We start from the raw sequence: 2185 nt of genomic DNA on the forward strand, positions 1-2185 counted from the left end.
TTCCCAATACGCATAACAAAAAAGCCCTACTTTTTGACAGTAGGGCTTTTGCAGTTTAGGAAATAGCGTTACTCGGCGCTTTCCGCTTCACGAGACGCGCGCTTACGCTCGTTCTCGGTTAAAAGCTTCTTACGGACACGAATCGACTTCGGCGTTACTTCAACCAGCTCGTCGTTATCAATGAACTCAAGCGCACGCTCGAGGCTCATTTTAATCGGTGGCGTCAAGGTTAATGCTTCATCAGTACCCGCAGCACGAATGTTGGTCAGCTGCTTACCTTTCAAACAGTTTACGGTTAAGTCATTGGCACGGTTGTGAATACCGATAATCTGACCTTCGTAAACTTCGTCTGCGTGTGACGCAAACAAACGACCGCGCTCTTGCAGGTTAAACAGGGCGTAAGCCAATGCCTTACCTTGCGCATTTGAAATCAGTACACCGTTAATCCGCTGACCGATTTTACCGCCTTTGTGTGGGCCGTAGTGGTCAAATGCGTGATACACCAAACCGGTACCTGACGTTAAGGTCATGAACTCCGTTTGGAAACCGATTAAGCCACGGCTTGGCACCATGAAGTCAATGCGCACACGGCCTTTACCGTCGGGTGACATATCGGTCATTTCAGCTTTACGCAAACCAAGCGCTTCCATCACTGAACCTTGGTGCTGATCTTCGATGTCAACGGTTAAGGTTTCGTACGGCTCCATCTTCTGACCGTCTTCGTACTTAATGATAACTTCTGGACGTGACACGGCTAATTCGAAGCCTTCACGACGCATGTTTTCAATTAAAACACCTAAGTGGAGTTCACCACGACCAGAAACACGGAATTTGTCTGGGTCTGGCATTTCTTCAACACGCAAGGCAACGTTGTGCACTAATTCTTGCTGCAAACGCTCGAGAATCTGACGTGAAGTTACGTACTTACCTTCTTTACCAGCAAATGGCGAGGTGTTGACCTGGAAAGTCATGGTCACAGTCGGTTCATCAACACTTAATGGTGGTAAGGCTTCGTTGTGGCCAACCGCACAGACGGTGTCAGAAATCTTCAGCTCGCCTAAACCGGTAATCGCACAAATGTCGCCGGCGTGTGATGAATCAACTTCCATCCGGTCCAAACCAAGGTAACCGAAGACCACGCCAATTTTACCGTTACGGGTTTTACCGTCCGCACCAACCACAGTCACTTGCTGGTTAGGCTTCACAGTACCACGACGCACGCGACCGATACCGATAACGCCAAGGTAGCTTGAGTAGTCAAGCTGTGAAATTTGTAGCTGCAATGGACCATCAATTTCTGCTTCTGGTGGAGCAACTTCACGCACAATTGTTTCGAATAATGGCGTCATGTCGGTGCCATGCACTTCTGAGTCCAACGACGCGAAACCGTTTAACGCTGAAGCGTAAACGATTGGGAAGTCGAGCTGCTTGTCAGTTGCACCAAGGTTATCGAACAAATCAAAAACTTGATCAACAACCCAGTCAACACGCGCACCTGGGCGGTCAACTTTGTTCACAACCAAGATAGGGTTCAAGCCGTGGGCGAACGCCTTCTGGGTTACGAAGCGAGTTTGCGGCATTGGGCCGTCAACCGCGTCAACGAGCAACAATACCGAGTCTGCCATTGAAAGAACGCGCTCAACCTCACCACCGAAGTCAGCGTGACCAGGGGTATCAAGGATATTGATGTGGTAATCGCCCCAGTTAATTGCCGTGTTTTTGGCAAGAATGGTGATACCGCGCTCGCGCTCAAGATCGTTAGAGTCCATGATACGCTCTTGCTGCTCGCCACGGCTTTCGAGGGTGCCGCTTTGTTGCAGAAGCTTATCAACCAAAGTTGTTTTACCATGGTCAACGTGCGCGATGATTGCGATATTGCGAATTTTCTCAATAGCTTTAGACATAAACCGTATTTGTAACCTGTAATGTAGGGCCGAATCGGCCATAGGGGGGCGGATTGTACGTGGTTTTTGCTGAATAAAAAAGCACCTCTTGTACAGGAGGTGCTAAATTTAACGAATCTGTAACCTTTAGTAAGGGCTTTAGCCTAGTTCGCTGCGTAAATAGTCCGATCACGTCCCTCGCTTTTCGCTTGGTAGAGTAAGTCATCAAGTTTTTTAAATGTCGCTTTGGGCGACATCGAGGTCGACAACTCAACTAGGCCCGCACTAAAGGACAACTCAAT

1 protein-coding gene is annotated in these 2185 nt (G+C 48.6%); it reads right to left on the reverse strand.

What is annotated here, in order from left to right:
• Positions 1-68: 68 nt before the first annotated feature.
• Complete coding sequence (gene typA, locus J5F18_RS02785; RefSeq protein ID WP_346300827.1) at positions 69-1904, reverse strand: translational GTPase TypA; 1836 nt, start codon at positions 1902-1904, stop codon at positions 69-71.
• Between the last annotated feature and the right edge of the window lie 281 nt (positions 1905-2185).

The organism is Halomonas sp. BM-2019 (genome assembly GCF_017584085.1).